Genomic DNA, 14,598 nt, shown 5'->3' with positions numbered 1-14,598 from the left:
GTTTGCCTGTCTCTTCATTCAGGAAAAAGGCCGGTTCCGCAACCCATCAGGCGCGCATGGCCGCCTCATCCCCAGCCTCTGGCCCCCTCTGTGCGTCGAACCGGGCGAGCAGCTTTGCCCTTGTCTCTTCGTCCACGAACGCAGCTTCGATCGCCGTGCGCGTCATCTCATCGATCTCGTCATCCGGCATCCCCATGATCGCCGAAGCGATCTCGTATTCGCGGGCGAGCGAGGTGTGGAAGAAGGGTGGGTCATCGGAATTGATGCAGACCCGCACGCCGGTGGCCTTGAGGCGTTTCAGCGGGTGGCTGTCGAAATCCGGAAACACATTCAGCGCGATGTTCGAGCCCGGGCAGACTTCCAGCACGGTGCCGAGCTCGACAAGCCGTTCCACGAGTGCCGGATTCTCGATCGCCCGGACGCCATGGCCGATTCGGGAAGGCTTCACCAGATCGAGCGCATCGGAAACGCTGAATGCACCGCAGACCTCGCCGGCGTGGATGGTCAGGCCCAGTCCGGCATCGCGGACGATATCGAAGGCGCGGGCATAGTCGGCGACGCGGCCCATGCGTTCCTCGCCGGCCATGTTGAAGCCGGTCACCAGCGGGTTTTTCGCCCGTGCCGCATATTCCGCGGCGGAGATCACCCGGTCCGGGCCGAAATGCCGTTCGCCCGTGACGATGATCCGCGCTTCGATCCCGGTCTTTTCACGCGCCGCATGGATGCCGTCGCAGATGCCGGCAAGATAGGCATCGGCCCCGAGCCCGATCCGGTCTCCGTGATCGGGCGAGACGATGATTTCGCTGTAGATCGTGTTGGCGGCGGCGAGTTCCAGAAGATAGGTCTCGGTCAGCAGCGCGTAGTCGTCAGCCGTTCTGAACAGGCTGGCAACCGCATCGTAGCAGACGAGAAATTCGGAAAAGTCCGACCAGGCGTAGGCGCCGTCACGCAACACCTTGCTCGCATCGACGCCATATTTCCTGGCTTGGCTTGCCGCCAGTGCCGGCGGTGTGGCGCCTTCGATATGGCAGTGAATCTCGGCCTTGAGGAGGTGTCTGGTCAAAGGAAGCTCCATCCGTTGGGGCCAAGCGGGATCGAGAGATGCGCGGCAATGGTTTCGGCAATGTCCGAGTAGGTTGACCTGATGCCGATCGAGCGGGAGCGGATGCCTGGCCCGAACGCCATGACCGGCACCCGCTCGCGGGTGTGGTCGGTGCCGCGCCAGGTCGGATCGCAGCCATGATCGGCGGTGAGGATGACGAGATCGCCGGGTTTCAGCCGCCGATGGACGTCCGGCAGGGCGCGGTCGAAGGCTTCGAGCGCCGCGGCATAGCCCGGCACGTCCCGGCGATGGCCGTAGAGCATGTCGAAATCGACGAAATTGGTAAAAACGAGATCGCCCAGCGCCGCCTCGTCCATGGCGGCAAGGGTCGCGTCCATTAGTGCCGCATTGCCGTTCGCCTTGATAACGCGCGAAACGCCTTGGTGAGCGAAGATGTCGCCGATCTTGCCGATGGCATGCACCGACCGGCCACCCCGGATCAGCCGGTCGAGCAATGTCGGCTCCGGCGGCGGCACGGAGAAGTCACGGCGATTGCCGGTGCGCTCGAACGTCTCTGCCGTTTCGCCAAGGAAGGGCCGCGCGATCACACGGCCGATATTCATCGGATCGAGCAGCACTCGGACGGTTTCGCAGAGCCTGAGCAGCCGGTCGAGGCCGAAATAGGTCTCGTGGGCGGCAATCTGGAAGACGGAATCCGTCGACGTGTAGCAGATAGGCTTTCCGGTGCGGATATGCTCTTCCCCGAGCCGAGCGATGATTTCGGTGCCGGATGCGTGGCAATTGCCCAGAATGCCCGCAATGTCGCCTTCACGGCAGATGGCATCCACCAGTTCGGGAGAGAAGGCCTCTCCTTCGGTCGGAAAATAACCCCAATCGAACATCACGGGAGTCCCGGCGATTTCCCAATGGCCGGACGGCGTATCCTTGCCGCGGGAAATTTCGTCGGCCGCGCCGTGCAGACCGAAGATCCGCTCCGGCATCGGCATGCCGGCAGGATAGTCGCCGCTGGCAAGCTTGGCGATTTCCAGAAGCCCGAGCGACGACATGTTCGGCAGATGCAGCGGGCCTTCCCTGAGGCCCGCCCGATCGCCGACGCCGGCCGCGCAGAACTCCGCGATATGCCCGAGCGTGTTGGAGCCCAGATCGCCATACTCGTCCGCATCCGGGGCGCCGCCCATGCCGAATGAATCAAGAACGAACAGGAAGGCACGCGCCATCGGTCACCCGGAAGTTTGAATATCGTCAGCCGACGGTTCTGCTGGCCGGCTCGAATCGGGATTCATATAGCCGTGTACACGTATTGGCAAAGGGGATAACGTCCGAGGCGCTTCAGCAATTGGTGCAGTTGACACTGTCTCCGAGGCGCTGGCGGTAGAAATACTCGCGCGAAATGGTGAGGTCCTGAACACTGTTCGGCAGGAGGCCGGGCATGAACATCAGGAGTTCGTGGTGAACTGAGACCTCCGCCCGGACAAGGAAGGAATTGGCTATGTGCATATCGGCCGGTACCTGGACCGCGGAGCCGATCGCGTAGGGCCTGCCATTCTGCTGGTCCCATGACCAGGCAACGGTCGGATTGCCGGTGGCATCGAGTGCCACTCCCGTGACTTTGATAACCAGCGTGTTGGGCGTGTAGGGCGCAAAAAGACTTGCGGTCACATCCTTCATCGTCATGAGGATCGTCTTGTCGACGCTCGTTTCCCGGGTCACGAGATCGGCGATGGTGCTGGCGCTACGCGTCACCCGCTTGGAGACGCTGAGGCCGATGGTGATCTCGAAGGACGTGATATAGAGGCTCAGAAGCAGCGGCGCGATCAGGGCGAACTCCACGGCGCCGACGCCGCGCCTGTCAGCCACCAGCTGTTTGAGGCGGACCAAAAAGCCACGATATCGCTTATCCGGCTGGGACTTTTGCTCTTCGATCACGGATAATCCTCGGCTCGGAAGGCGGATGTTTCGACGATCAGGAAATAGCTCGGACGCCCGCCGCCCTCAGGCCGCACATTGGTGATGTAAGGCCGGATCAGATCGGTTATGACGTCCCAGCGGTAATAGGCGCGCAGCATGTTGATGCTTTTGGCGGGGCCTGGCGCATAGGCGAAGGAAGACGTGTCGAGCTCGCCGAAAGCGCTGCCGGAGGTCGAACGCGGAATTGTCGTCGGAATCAGTGCAAAGCTGGCGAACGAGCGGACATCGAGGTGAAGTTTATCCGCCGTCGCGATTTCTTCCTCGCTGCACTTGATCATGATCGATATTTCGTCGCAGAAGGCGCGGCGGAATTCTGTTTGGGTCTTGTCGGTGCCGCGATTGAGCCCATAGGTAATGTTGCCGGTCCTGAGCTTGCGCGCCATCGTATCGACTGCATTGGCGACAAGCTGCTCGCCCGTATAGGCGATGAAGGTTTCGACGATCGCGAAGACGATCAGGAAATAGGGAATGGCCAGCAACGCGAATTCGATTGCGGCCGCACCGTCCTTGGAGCGGGCAATCCGCCGCCACGCGCCCTTGCCTCTCACCGGCATAGGCGCCCTGCTTCTGGTATCGTCATAATCCTGGCACATGGTTTCCCGTCCGACAGCCCGGCTTGAGCGTGCCTATCCTATGGCGGGATTATTGAGATTCCGTTGCGGCGATCGTGCGCAGTTTAACCACCTGTCCCCGATCAGGGCGTAGCGGTGTTCTTGAACTCGGCGTGCTGCTCGCAATTGGGTGTACAGGAGAGGATGGACCGTTCGGTTTGCCGGAAGACGCGTACCGTGTTTCCTTCATCGATCGAAACGAGCACGCGTTCGTCGGCAATCGCATTACCCTCGGCGTCCAGCAGCACGAGATTGGTCGTGCCGAAGCTGCGGCCGGTAAGGACGATCGTGGTGGAATCCGCAACGGTGGCATCGGCCACGTTCGAGTTGCCGACGATGACCTTGCTGACCGGCCTGTCGAGTTTCAGCACGCGCGCGTGATTCATGAATACGCGCAGAAGGTCCCCCTGGTCCTGCGCCTCCGACTGCCCCGCGCCCGCGAAGACGACACCGCAAATGGCGAGGAGTCGGACCATGACGCTACGGAACAGCATTGGAGGGGCCTTCAGGTGAGATTGTTATCTCCGTAGGATGGCTGCGATTGGTGAACGAAGGGTTAAGTGACACAGAAGGCGGTTCTTGATCCCGTCTTAACCATTGCCGCTTGGCCGGAATTGCAACCCAGGGAAGCGAATTTCAGGCTTTCTGCATGCAAATTAAAGCTCTGTAAAAAAATGCACATTAGCAAATTATGAGCAGGAGTAGGTGGTCGCTCGAATGCAAGTTTTGTTCTTTCCGCTTCATTTACCACGCAACCGGCAATCCTCCGTTAACCGGAAGGTAACGATGTTCCTTAAGCCGATGGCAATCGTCCCTCTGTAGGTTGCAGTCATCCGAACAACGGAAAACAGTTGTCGGGAAGTGCTGAACAACAAATGTGGAGTAGGAGAGTTCCATGACCAAAATTTTCGCTCGTTTTATGAAAGATGAATCTGGTGCGACTGCCATCGAGTATGGTCTTATCGCAGCACTCATCTCCGTTGCTCTGATCGCCGGCGCGACCACCCTCGGTAACACCCTGAACGACACATTCTCATCGCTTTCGACGAAGCTGAGCACAGCAAACGCAAAGACTGCACCGTAAGGCAGGCCTCGTTACTGAGTTTCATAAACCGCCTCAACAATGGGGCGGTTTTTGACATAAATATCCTTTGAAAGTTTAACGTCACTATCTGGTTCCAGGCGGGGAGTAGCGGGATGATTTCGGCAGCCATACTCATTGCTTTGCCGCTCGGCCTCGCTTTAGCAGCGTTCACGGACTTGCTGGAAATGAAGATACCAAATCGCATTCCGGCTTTTCTGTTGGCTTGCTTTGTGGCCGTCGCACCATTCTCCGGGCTTGCATGGCTCGACATCGGAACGAGCCTCGTCGCAGGGTCGATCGTCTTCAGCGTGTGTTTTGCCCTATTTGCCTTCAACGTGATGGGGGGCGGAGACGCTAAACTGTTGACTGCCGCCGCCGTCTGGTTCGGCTTCAATCACTCTCTATTGATGTTCCTTGTAGCCGTAGGTTACGTGGGCGGGGCCGTGACCCTGTTGTTTCTTCTTCTTCGGTCTCAGGCAAACTCTGTGATGGCCATGGGGATTCCTTTGCCATCGTCCCTCGTTACCGCCAAGAAGATTCCCTATGGCATCGCGATTGCGATTGGCGGTTTCCTGACAATCGAGCAGGCACCAATATATTCATTAGCTATGAAGGCGTTTCAATAAAGGTTTCAGCGATTGAAAGATCGCGTTAACCAGAATTGTAAGCGTCTCATTAACTATAATTACACCATTGGAGGCCATTCTCCGGGAAGTTAGTATTCCCTCAAGGAATGGCCATGAAGCCCACCCGTATCATTATTCTAGCGGTTGCCGTGGTGGCGGCGGGCCTCGCCGGCATAATTGCCATGCGCCTTTCCGGCACCAAGGCACCCGAACTGGTGGAAACCGTCATCCAGAAGGAGCCGACGGTCAAGGTGCTCGTTACGGCTGAGAACCTTCCCGTGGGCAGCCGGTTGAACGACAAGTCGATGGCATGGATGTCCTGGCCCTCGAGCGGCATTGTCGACGGATTCATCACCGATTCCACGCGCCCGAATGCCATGACCGAGCTTCAGGGCGTCGTCGTCCGCATGCCGATGTTCAAGGGCGAGCCGATGCGCGCCGAGAAGATTGCCGACTCATCCAGCCGAATCATGTCCTCGTTGCTGCCATCCGGAAAACGGGCTGTCGCTACCGAGATTTCGGTTGCGACGGGCGCCGGCGGCTTCGTGCTGCCGAATGACCGCGTCGACGTCATCATGGTGCGAGAGAACAAGGACAACGGCAATTACATTACCGAAAACATCCTGAGCAACGTGCGTGTCCTCGCGATCGACCAGCAGGTCCAGGAGAGCGAGGACGGCAAGAAATCCGTCGTCGGCACGACGGCGACGCTGGAACTGACGCCGGACCAGACAAAGGTCATCGCCGTCGCCCAGCAGATGGCTCAGCGGCTGACGCTCGCGCTGCGCTCCGTCGCGGATTCGCAGGAGACCGACACGGTGGCCCCGGACTATTTGCTGCATGGGGGGGATGGCAAGGCGGATATCCAGGTCATCAAATCGGGGGCGATCGTCAAGAGCACGGCGACGGCGGTGCAGGCGAAATGAACGGAGCGCTCAAGTGAACAGTCTGAAACACAAGATTCGTAGCTCGGCAGCGGCAGGCATGGCTTTTTGCCTCGCCTTTTCCGGCTTTTCGCTAAACATTGCCCCGATCAGCCTTCAGCCGGCGCAAGCCCTAGCGGCCGAAAACAGCGTCGTCCGCATCACCGAAGGCGGCCCTGGGATACGCAAACGGCTCCAACTCGGCCTCAACAAGGCCTTGGTTGTCGATCTGCCGTCCGACGCCCACGACATTCTGGTCGCCGACCCGAGCATGGCTGACGCGGTGACGCGCACCTCCCGCCGGATCTATCTGTTCGGCAAGACCGTTGGCCAGACCAACATCTTCGTCTTCGGACCCAACGGCGAGGAAATCGTCAGCCTGGACGTGGCAATCGAGCGCGATATCTCCGGTCTCGAGCAGAACCTTCGCCGGTTCCTGCCGGAATCGAACATCAAGGTCGAGATCATCTCTGACAACATCGTTCTGTCGGGCAGCGTCCGCACGCCGCAGGATTCGGCGCAGGCGGAAAAGCTCACCACCGCCTTCCTCAAGGGCGGCGAGGCGACCACCCGGAATATCACGGCTCAGGGCAATAACGGCGACGCGGATATCTTCGCCGAAGCCCGACAGCAGTCCCAGATCGTCAATCTCCTGACGATCGAGGGCGAGGACCAGGTCACGCTGAAGGTGACTGTCGCGGAAGTCAGCCGGCAGGTGCTGAAGCAGCTCGGTTTCAATGGCTCCGTGACCGGCCCCAAAGGCTCGATTTCCTTTGCTAACCCCGCCAATCTGGGAAATGCCGTCGGCTTGGCCGCTCAAGGCATCATGTCCGGCAACATCGGCAATGTCGGTCTCTCGACTTACATGAACGCCATGGAACAGGCGGGCGTTATGCGCACGCTTGCCGAACCCAGCCTGACCGCCATTTCCGGCCAGCAAGCGAAATTTTATGTGGGCGGCGAATACCGCCTGCCCGGCCAGCAGGAAGTCGATGGGCAGGAGGGTACTGTCACGCAGACGGTCGACACGGTCGATTATGGTATTGAACTGAACTTCAAGCCCGTCGTTCTGTCGCCCGGGCGTATCAGCCTGGTGATCGAGACCAACGTGTCGGAGCCGACCTACGAAGGCTCGGCTGTGACGGGTAACAGTGCTTCGCTTCGGATTCCCGGCAATACCTACATGTCGATCCGCAAGCGCGAAGCTTCGACCACGGTCGAATTGCCATCCGGCGGCTCCATCGTGATCGCCGGCCTGGTGCAGGACAATGTCCGACAGGCGATGTCAGGCCTTCCCGGTATTTCCAAGGTTCCGGTGTTCGGGACGCTTTTCCGCAGCAAGGACTTTATCCGTAACGAAACCGAACTCGTGATCATCGCGACGCCTTATCTGGTCCGTCCCGTTGCGCGCAACGAGATCGCTCGGCCGGACGACAACTTCAATCCGGAAAACGATGCCGCCACCTTCTTCCTGAACCGCGTCAACAAGATCTACGGCCGTAAGGAACCCGTCGCGGCGGGCCAGTATCACGGCGCCGTAGGCTTTATCTACAAGTGAGCGGTCATGGACATTGAAACCCAGAAAATATCGGCCGAAGGACAGGATGCCATGACCAAGGGTACAATCAGGTCCCGTCGCAGCGGGGTCGCCGCAGCCTTGGCGCTTGCCGTATCCGGCCTGCTCCTGTCGGCCTGCGGCAACAGCCAACTCACCACGGGCTCCATCCCCGACGATTATCGCACCCGCCATCCGATCGTGTTGGCGGAAGGTCAGTCGACCCTCGATATTCCGATCGCCTCGGGCGATGTGCGGCTGACGACGGGGATGAGGGATACGGTGAAGGGGTTTGCGCAAAACTTCATGGCGTCGCCGGCCGGCGTGATGCAGATCCAGGTGCCATCCGGCTCGTATAATTCCGGTGCAGCCCAGCATCTGGCGGGCGATATCCGCCGCGAGCTGACGCGTTCCGGCATCAAGCCGCAGCGGATCCTGATGAGCAGCTACGCCGCCTCGCCGAATGGCGATGCTGCGCCGATCCGGCTTTCCTACGTGACGACCAAGGCGATGACCGGCCAGTGCGGGGAATGGCCGGCGGACCTGTCGGACAACACGTTCGGGAACAAGAACTGGTACAATTTCGGCTGCGCCAGCCAGAACAATCTTGCAGCCCAGGTCGCCAATCCTACGGATCTCATCGCGCCGCGCGCCATAACGCCGATCGACGCCACCCAGCGCGCCAAGGTCATCAGCGACTACCGCACCGGCGGCACCGCCACGACGACGCCGTAAGCCAGTGAACCGGAGAACACGATGAGCGCGATCAACTACGAAATCCGCACTCCCGGCCAGAGTGAAGGGTTTGCCGAGGACGCCGATCGTCCGGGCGATTTCGACGCACTGCGCCCGCTGCCGCGTATCTCTATCCATTCCTTCTGCGAAAGCGACGGGATGCAGCGCATGATGGACCGCATGGCCCGCGATCGCCGCATGGCCAAGGTCAATCTGCGAGTGACGATCGGCGGCACCAGCGCTGCCGCCAACATGTTTTCGTCCACCCCGACCCCGAACCTCATCATCCTGGAAACCGACGCCGAGCCGAAGAACCTGCTCCGTGAGCTCACGCCGCTTGCGGAAGTGTGCGACCCCTCGACCAGGGTCATCGTCGTCGGCCGCTACAATGACATTTCGCTCTATCGCGAGCTGATCCGTAACGGCATTTCCGAATACCTCGTCGGCCCCGTGCCGATGCCTGACATGCTGGCTTCGATCTCGGCGATCTTTGTGGATCCCGAAGCCGAACCGCTTGGCAAATCGGTCGCCTTCATTGGTGCCAAGGGCGGCGTCGGTGCCTCGACCATCGCGCATAACTGCGCCTTCGGCATTTCGAACCTGTTCTCGACCGAAACCATCCTGGCCGACCTCGATCTTCCCTTCGGCACCGCCAATATCGATTTCGATCAGGATCCGGCCCAGGGCATCGCGGAAGCCGTCTTCGCACCGGAACGCCTGGACGAGGTCTTCCTCGATCGCCTTCTGACCAAGTGCTCCGAGCATCTCTCGCTGCTGGCGGCTCCCTCGCTGCTCGATCGCGCCTATGATTTCGATCGCAACGCCTTCACGCCGATCATCGAGCTCCTGCAGCGCAGCGCGCCGATGGCCGTTCTGGATGTCCCGCACGGCTGGACGGAATGGACGCGGGCGGTTCTCTCGGAGGTCGACGAGGTGGTGATCTGCGCGGTTCCCGATCTCGCCAACCTGCGCAACACCAAGAACATGCTCGATGCGTTGAAGAAGCTTCGCCCGAACGACCGTGCACCGCATCTGATCCTCAACCAGGTCGGCATGCCGAAGCGTCCGGAGATCGCTCCGAACGATTTCATCGAACCATTGGAGATCGAGCCGATCGCCATCCTGCCGTTCGACGTGCTGTTGTTCGGCAATGCTGCCAATAGCGGCCGCATGATCTCCGAAATCGACGCGAAGTCGCCTGTCGCCGAAACCTTCTCTCAGATCGCCCACATCGTCACGGGTCGCGTCGCCATGAAGAAGGTGAAGAAGGGTGGCCTCGGCAAGATGCTCGGCATGCTCGGGCGCAAGAAGGCATAACACCAGGAAACCGGTATGTTTGGAAAACGCGGAAACGAGGGATTTGGGAAGAGCGGCAGCGTAGCGCCGCCGCTGCCGGCGGCACCTGCGCCTGCCGCGGCGCGGCCCGCCGCTCCGGAAATCCTTGCCGAGCCCGTGCGCGATCCGGTCACCCAGCGGCAACAGATCTCCTCGCCACCGCCGCTCGCGCCGCAATCCACGACCCGCAAGCGCCCGGCGCGCACGGAACTCTATTACGACACCAAAAGCCAGGTCTTCTCGGCGCTGATCGATACGATCGACCTTTCCCAGCTTGCCAAGCTCGATGCGGAAAGCGCGCGCGAGGAAATCCGCGATATCGTCAACGATATCATCACCATCAAGAACTTCGCGATGTCGATCTCCGAGCAGGAGGAACTGCTCGAGGACATCTGCAACGACGTTCTGGGTTACGGTCCGCTGGAGCCGCTGCTCGCCCGCGACGACATCTCCGACATCATGGTCAACGGCGCCGGGCAGACCTTCATCGAAGTCGCCGGCAAGACGATCGAATCCGAAATCCGCTTCCGCGACAATTCCCAGCTCCTGTCGATCTGCCAGCGCATCGTCAGTCAGGTCGGCCGCCGCGTCGACGAATCCTCGCCGATCTGCGACGCGCGCCTGCCGGATGGTTCGCGTGTCAACGTCATCGCGCCGCCACTTGCCATCGACGGACCGGCGCTCACCATTCGTAAGTTCAAGAAGGACAAGCTGAACCTCGACCAGCTCGTCAAGTTCGGCGCGATCACCCCGGAAGGCGCCGTGCTTCTGCAGGTCATCGGCCGCGTCCGCTGCAACATCGTCATTTCCGGCGGTACCGGTTCGGGCAAGACGACTCTGCTGAACTGCCTGACCAACTATATCGACAAGGAAGAGCGGGTCATCACCTGCGAAGATACCGCCGAACTGCAGCTGCAGCAGCCGCATGTAGTCCGGCTCGAAACTCGCCCGCCGAACATCGAAGGCGAGGGCGAGATTACCATGCGCGACCTCGTCAAGAACTGCCTGCGCATGCGCCCTGAGCGCATCATCGTCGGCGAAGTGCGCGGACCCGAGGTCTTCGATTTGCTTCAGGCGATGAACACCGGTCACGACGGATCGATGGGCACGATCCACGCCAACACGCCGCGCGAATGCCTGAGCCGTATGGAATCGATGATTGCCATGGGCGGTTATTCGCTGCCGGCCAAGACCGTGCGTGAGATCATCAGCGGTTCGGTCGACGTCATCATTCAGGCGGCCCGCCTGCGCGACGGTTCGCGTCGCATCACCCAGATCACCGAGGTGATGGGCATGGAAGGCGACGTGATCATCACCCAGGACCTGATGCGCTACGAGATCGACGGCGAGGACGCCAACGGCCGCCTGATCGGCAAGCACATGTCGACCGGTATCGTTAAGCCGCATTTCTGGGACCGCGCCCGTTATTACAACGAGGAAAAGCGTCTTTCTGCCGCGCTTGACGCGATGGAAAAAACCAAGAGCTGAGGAGCAGGGTTCCATGTTCGGGCTGGATATCAATGTCGTGGCGATCATCGCCCTCGTGGCGGTCGCCGCGGCGGCGGTCTGTTACGCGCTGTTGTTCTCTCGCATGGAAGTGGAAAAGAAAGCCGACAGCCGGCTCAACCGGGTGAAATCGGCGGAAACCGATCTCAACAAGGTCAAGGCCGCGCGCGACCGCGTGCAGGAGCTTTCCAAGCGCCGCAAGTCCATGCAGGATTCGATCAAGGATCTGGAGAAGAAGCAGGAAGAGAAGAACAAGAAGATGGCCGACGGCAGCTTGAAGGCCAAGCTCCCCCAGACCGGCCTGTCCCTGACGATGGGCCGCTTCTATATTTTCAGCGTCCTTTTCGGCGTCTTCGTTTTCCTCGTGGCCCTGATCGCCGGCCTGCCGCTGCTCGCCGCCGTCGGTGCCGCCTTCGTCAGTTCGGTGGGGCTGCCGCGCTGGATCATCAGTTTCCTGGTCAAGCGTCGCCAGAACAAGTTTCTCCAGGAATTCCCGAATGCGCTCGACGTCATGGTGCGATCGATCAAATCCGGCCTGCCGCTCAACGATTCAATGCGGCTGATCGCTTCCGACGGCCAGGAACCGGTGAAGACGGAATTCCGCCGCGTGATCGAATCCCAGCAAGTGGGCTTGAGCATTCCGGAAGCCTGCACGCGCATGATGATGACCATGCCGCTGCCGGAGGTGAATTTCTTCGCGATCGTCATCACCATCCAGGGCCAGGCCGGCGGCAATCTTTCCGAAGCGATCGGCAACCTTTCCAAGGTGCTGCGCGAGCGCAGGAAAATGAAGGCCAAGGTGCAGGCGTTGTCGATGGAAGCCAAGGCTTCGGCGGTGATCATCGGCGCTTTGCCCTTCATCGTCTCGCTGCTCGTCTATCTCACCTCGCCTCAGTACATCTCGATCATCTTCACCGATCCGCGCGGGCACCTGATCCTTTTGTTTTCCGGCGTCTGGATGTCGATCGGCATTTTCGTCATGCGCAACATGATCAACTTCGACATCTGAGGGGATTGGGCGATGGGACTGGCAACGACGCTCACCGACCCGACCACACTGCTCGCCATCCTGGTGGCCGTGGCGGTTTTCGCGACCCTCTACACGCTGGCGAGCCCGTTCCTCGAAAAAGGAGACCTCGACAAGCGCATGAAGGCGGTTTCCACCGAGCGTGAACAGATCCGCGCCCGCGAACGCGCCCGCATGAATTCCGAACAGTCGAAGACGTCGCTGCGCGCACAGAACAATCAGTCGGTCCGGCAGATCGTCGAGCGTTTCAATCTGCGCAAGGCGCTGGTGGACGACAACACCGTCAACAGGCTTCGTGCCGCCGGCCTGAGGTCGCAGAACGCCCTCAACATGTTCCTGCTGGCCCGTTTCCTGCTGCCCTTCGTTTTCCTCGCAGGCGCCATTGTCTGGATTTTCGTGCTCGGCAACCTCGCCACCCGGCCCTTCCCGATCCGGATGCTGGCGGCGATCGTCGTCGCCTATATCGGTTTTTATGCACCGAACATCTACATTTCCAACCGGGTGAAGAAACGCCAGCTTTCCATCAAGCGGGCCTGGCCCGATGCGCTCGACCTGATGCTGATCTGCGTCGAATCGGGGATTTCCATGGAGGCGGCGATGCGCCGCGTGGCCGAGGAGATGGCGCAGGCGTCGCCGCCTCTGGCCGAGGAAATGGTGCTGACGACGGCCGAGCTCTCCTTCCTGCAGGACCGCCGCACCGCGCTCGAAAATCTCGGCATCCGCACCCAGCTCGATATCGTCAAGGCGGTTACACAGGCGCTGATCCAGGCGGAACGCTACGGTACGCCGATTGCCTCGGCGCTGCGTGTGCTTGCCCAGGAAGGCCGCGACGAGCGGATGAACGAGGCGGAAAAGAAGGCCGCCGCCCTGCCGCCGAAGCTGACCGTGCCGATGATCCTGTTCTTTCTGCCGGTGCTGATCGCCGTCATCCTCGGTCCCGCCGGCATCCAGGTCGCCGACAAGTTTTGATGAAGCCGGCAGCAAGCGCCGAGGCGACGGTGAACGGCACCTGAATTCCAGCTTCAGACCGCATTCAGCGGCGATCGATCAATATCCCCTTATCGCACAAAGGTCCGCCTGCTGATGCAAAGCGGATCGAGCGCTACATGATTTTGGAGGATACCCGATGCTGACAAGACTTTGCGTGAATCTCGTTCTGATCGGCGGAATCGTTACCGTTATTTCACGCCTTATCTAAAAGGCGCGTCGATCCCGAAAACAAAGAAAACCGGCGCGAGGCCGGTTTTTTGTTGGGAATGCGAGAGCCTGGTCAGTTCGTGTTGTTGGGCTTGCTCTTGCTATCCTTGTCGGCGAGCTTTGCCCAGGCATTCTGCTGGGATAACATCGAACGCAGATAGGTGACGTTGGCGTCCGCCTGCTGCTGCGAGAGTTCCCGGCGGGCGATCTGTTCTGCTTCCGCGAAGCGGCCTTGCAGGCCGACCACCAGCGCCAGGTTCTGGCGGACGCGGCTGTCGGCGGCGGGCTGGCCGGCGGCGTTGCGCATGTAGGTTTCCGCCGTCTTCAGGTCGCCGGAAAGCACGTAGGACATTCCCAGATTGGACATCACGCTCGGCTCGTTCGGCTGGGTCTCGAGCGCCATGCGGTATTTCTGGCGGGCTTCCGCCGAGCGACCGAGCTGATCGAGCACGGCGCCTTCGGCCGAATAGAGCCGCCAGTCCGGATGGTCGGGGGTCTGGGCGCGGTTGATGGTCGCGAGCGCCTGTTCGAGCTGGCCGGCACCGGCCTGCGCCTTGCCATAGGCCGCAAGCACGTCCCGATCGGCCGGGTGGGCGATCGCCACCTGCTGCATCACGGCAAGCGCCTGCGCATTCTTGCCCGTCATGCCGAGCACTGTCGCGTATTGCAGCCCGATCTGCTTGTTCTTGGGATCGCGGGCATAGCTCGCACCGACAGACTTCTCGGTGCTGGCAAGATCGTTCGCGTTCATGCCGTCCATGGAGGCGGCCGAGGCCCTCGGGATCGAGCCCGTCGTTTCTACATCCCGCTTCGTCGCACAGCCGGTGACCGAGAGAACGGCGAGAATAGCGAGGGCGGCAGTCTGGGCGAGGCGGGTCTTGCGAAGCGTCACGGCTGCGGAAGCGGTCATGGGGTGCGGTCTCGTTCGGTCCGGTGCCACGCCTTGCGAATAGGGAGCGGGCATATAG

15 protein-coding genes are annotated in these 14,598 nt (G+C 60.7%); 9 read left to right on the top strand and 6 right to left on the bottom strand.

Going from position 1 to position 14,598, the window contains the following annotated elements:
• Positions 1-46 precede the first annotated feature (46 nt).
• The 5 genes from C5L10_RS05095 to C5L10_RS05075 all read right to left on the bottom strand — a co-directional run bounded on the left by C5L10_RS05095 (position 47) and on the right by C5L10_RS05075 (position 4,118).
• Positions 47-1,063, bottom strand: a complete 1,017-nt coding sequence (locus C5L10_RS05095) for an adenosine deaminase (RefSeq protein WP_105428773.1) — start codon at positions 1,061-1,063, stop codon at positions 47-49.
• On the bottom strand, positions 1,060-2,280 hold the full coding sequence (locus C5L10_RS05090) for a phosphopentomutase (protein WP_105428772.1): 1,221 nt from the start codon (positions 2,278-2,280) through the stop codon (positions 1,060-1,062). Before C5L10_RS05090 ends, C5L10_RS05095 begins: the two co-directional genes overlap by 4 nt.
• A gap of 112 nt (positions 2,281-2,392) precedes the next feature.
• Positions 2,393-2,986 carry a TadE/TadG family type IV pilus assembly protein gene (locus C5L10_RS05085; RefSeq protein ID WP_046667444.1) on the bottom strand — a complete coding sequence of 198 codons (594 nt, stop codon included), beginning with the start codon at positions 2,984-2,986 and terminating at the stop codon, positions 2,393-2,395.
• A complete protein-coding gene (locus C5L10_RS05080) occupies positions 2,986-3,624 on the bottom strand; it encodes a TadE/TadG family type IV pilus assembly protein (protein WP_105428771.1) in 639 nt (212 codons plus the stop codon). The genes C5L10_RS05085 and C5L10_RS05080 overlap by 1 nt, the downstream gene beginning before the upstream one ends.
• Before the next feature lie 101 nt (positions 3,625-3,725).
• Positions 3,726-4,118 carry a pilus assembly protein N-terminal domain-containing protein gene (locus C5L10_RS05075; RefSeq protein WP_172716924.1) on the bottom strand — a complete coding sequence of 131 codons (393 nt, stop codon included), beginning with the start codon at positions 4,116-4,118 and terminating at the stop codon, positions 3,726-3,728.
• A 419-nt stretch (positions 4,119-4,537) separates the two neighbouring features.
• Here C5L10_RS05075 and C5L10_RS05070 point away from each other — a divergent pair, with 419 nt between their 5' ends.
• From C5L10_RS05070 to C5L10_RS05030, 9 genes are all read left to right on the top strand, one after another.
• Positions 4,538-4,726 (top strand): Flp family type IVb pilin, encoded by a 189-nt coding sequence (locus C5L10_RS05070; RefSeq protein ID WP_105428770.1) that lies wholly within the window; start codon positions 4,538-4,540, stop codon positions 4,724-4,726.
• A gap of 113 nt (positions 4,727-4,839) precedes the next feature.
• The gene (locus C5L10_RS05065; RefSeq protein ID WP_105428769.1) at positions 4,840-5,352 is read left to right on the top strand and encodes a prepilin peptidase; all 513 of its coding nucleotides are present in this window, start codon (positions 4,840-4,842) and stop codon (positions 5,350-5,352) included.
• A gap of 113 nt (positions 5,353-5,465) precedes the next feature.
• Complete coding sequence (gene cpaB, locus C5L10_RS05060) at positions 5,466-6,278, top strand: Flp pilus assembly protein CpaB (protein ID WP_105428959.1); 813 nt, start codon at positions 5,466-5,468, stop codon at positions 6,276-6,278.
• A gap of 13 nt (positions 6,279-6,291) precedes the next feature.
• Positions 6,292-7,833, top strand: a complete 1,542-nt coding sequence (locus tag C5L10_RS05055) for a type II and III secretion system protein family protein (RefSeq protein ID WP_105428768.1) — start codon at positions 6,292-6,294, stop codon at positions 7,831-7,833.
• A gap of 51 nt (positions 7,834-7,884) precedes the next feature.
• The gene (locus tag C5L10_RS05050) at positions 7,885-8,565 is read left to right on the top strand and encodes a CpaD family pilus assembly protein (protein WP_046638132.1); all 681 of its coding nucleotides are present in this window, start codon (positions 7,885-7,887) and stop codon (positions 8,563-8,565) included.
• 21 nt (positions 8,566-8,586) lie between these two features.
• Positions 8,587-9,882: a CpaE family protein gene (locus C5L10_RS05045; protein ID WP_105428767.1), complete on the top strand. Its 1,296-nt coding sequence runs from the start codon at positions 8,587-8,589 to the stop codon at positions 9,880-9,882.
• 15 nt (positions 9,883-9,897) lie between these two features.
• Entirely contained in the window at positions 9,898-11,388 is a 1,491-nt protein-coding gene (locus C5L10_RS05040; RefSeq protein WP_105428766.1) for a CpaF family protein, read from the top strand.
• 13 nt (positions 11,389-11,401) lie between these two features.
• Entirely contained in the window at positions 11,402-12,415 is a 1,014-nt protein-coding gene (locus C5L10_RS05035; protein ID WP_105428765.1) for a type II secretion system F family protein, read from the top strand.
• A gap of 12 nt (positions 12,416-12,427) precedes the next feature.
• Complete coding sequence (locus tag C5L10_RS05030) at positions 12,428-13,402, top strand: type II secretion system F family protein (protein ID WP_105402370.1); 975 nt, start codon at positions 12,428-12,430, stop codon at positions 13,400-13,402.
• Between the two features lie 301 nt (positions 13,403-13,703).
• On the opposite strand, the gene C5L10_RS05025 is transcribed toward C5L10_RS05030, so the two are convergent.
• Complete coding sequence (locus tag C5L10_RS05025) at positions 13,704-14,540, bottom strand: tetratricopeptide repeat protein (protein WP_105428764.1); 837 nt, start codon at positions 14,538-14,540, stop codon at positions 13,704-13,706.
• Between the last annotated feature and the right edge of the window lie 58 nt (positions 14,541-14,598).

The organism is Neorhizobium sp. T6_25, from assembly GCF_002968555.1.
Classification (GTDB): Bacteria; Pseudomonadota; Alphaproteobacteria; order Rhizobiales; family Rhizobiaceae; genus Neorhizobium.
The sequence above is the reverse complement of the archived record's forward strand: the minus strand, read 5'-3'. Positions and strand labels throughout refer to the sequence as shown.

What these genes read in the sequence shown, in the direction of transcription:
- C5L10_RS05090 (WP_105428772.1), bottom strand. Translation starts at nt 2,280, where the DNA reads ATGGCGCGTGCCTTCCTGTTCGTTCTTGATTCATTCGGCATGGGCGGC.
- C5L10_RS05080 (WP_105428771.1), bottom strand. Translation starts at nt 3,624, where the DNA reads ATGTGCCAGGATTATGACGATACCAGAAGCAGGGCGCCTATGCCGGTG.
- C5L10_RS05075 (WP_172716924.1), bottom strand. Translation starts at nt 4,118, where the DNA reads ATGGTCCGACTCCTCGCCATTTGCGGTGTCGTCTTCGCGGGCGCGGGG.
- C5L10_RS05070 (WP_105428770.1), top strand. Translation starts at nt 4,538, where the DNA reads ATGACCAAAATTTTCGCTCGTTTTATGAAAGATGAATCTGGTGCGACT.
- C5L10_RS05065 (WP_105428769.1), top strand. Translation starts at nt 4,840, where the DNA reads ATGATTTCGGCAGCCATACTCATTGCTTTGCCGCTCGGCCTCGCTTTA.
- cpaB (WP_105428959.1), top strand. Translation starts at nt 5,466, where the DNA reads ATGAAGCCCACCCGTATCATTATTCTAGCGGTTGCCGTGGTGGCGGCG.
- C5L10_RS05050 (WP_046638132.1), top strand. Translation starts at nt 7,885, where the DNA reads ATGACCAAGGGTACAATCAGGTCCCGTCGCAGCGGGGTCGCCGCAGCC.
- C5L10_RS05045 (WP_105428767.1), top strand. Translation starts at nt 8,587, where the DNA reads ATGAGCGCGATCAACTACGAAATCCGCACTCCCGGCCAGAGTGAAGGG.
- C5L10_RS05040 (WP_105428766.1), top strand. Translation starts at nt 9,898, where the DNA reads ATGTTTGGAAAACGCGGAAACGAGGGATTTGGGAAGAGCGGCAGCGTA.
- C5L10_RS05035 (WP_105428765.1), top strand. Translation starts at nt 11,402, where the DNA reads ATGTTCGGGCTGGATATCAATGTCGTGGCGATCATCGCCCTCGTGGCG.
- C5L10_RS05030 (WP_105402370.1), top strand. Translation starts at nt 12,428, where the DNA reads ATGGGACTGGCAACGACGCTCACCGACCCGACCACACTGCTCGCCATC.
- C5L10_RS05025 (WP_105428764.1), bottom strand. Translation starts at nt 14,540, where the DNA reads ATGACCGCTTCCGCAGCCGTGACGCTTCGCAAGACCCGCCTCGCCCAG.